The organism is Streptomyces sp. CO7, from assembly GCF_053474865.1.
Genome location: NZ_JBRIOU010000001.1, coordinates 100022 through 100543 on the forward strand (window position 1 = coordinate 100022; position 522 = coordinate 100543).

1 protein-coding gene is annotated in these 522 nt (G+C 75.9%); it reads right to left on the reverse strand.

Features of this window, described 5'->3' with window-relative positions:
* Nucleotides 1-462 (reverse strand): SUKH-3 domain-containing protein (locus ACOV8S_RS00450; protein ID WP_448315211.1); only part of this gene is annotated, 462 nt, incomplete at its 3' end.
* Between the last annotated feature and the right edge of the window lie 60 nt (nucleotides 463-522).

The window sequence follows — 522 nt, forward strand, 5'->3', positions numbered from 1 at the left end:
GGTGAGGAGGGTGGTGAGGGCCTGGTCGAGGGTGGGGCCGAGGTACCAGTCACCGGCGTGGTCGAGCGCGTACACCCGCCCCACCGCGTCGACGGCCACCAGCGCCCCGGTGTCCGCCTCCGCCCCGACCGGACACAGCTCCGTCCCCAGCGCCCGCCCGAGGTCTCCCAGGGTGCGCGCCATGTGCAGCCCGTGCATGGGGTCCATGTCCAGCACCGCGGGGGCGACCTGACGGCCCGGACCGGACGGGGCGATCCGCAGGCCGCCGAACTCCGCCCACGCCTCCACCGCCGCCGGGAACACCGCGTGCGTGTGCCCGGCCGGCGAGGCGTGCTCGCGCAGCGCGTCGGCCCACACCTCGGCCTGCCGGATGTCCCAGCGCCCCGGCTCCCAGCCGGACGCGCGCAGCGCGACGTCGACGTGGACGGCGAAACGGGTCGAGGAGGTGCGCTCGGCTTGCATCAGGAACCTGGAGTCCTTCAGGACGGGACGGGCGGAGGCAACGGCGGAGGCGGCGGGAGT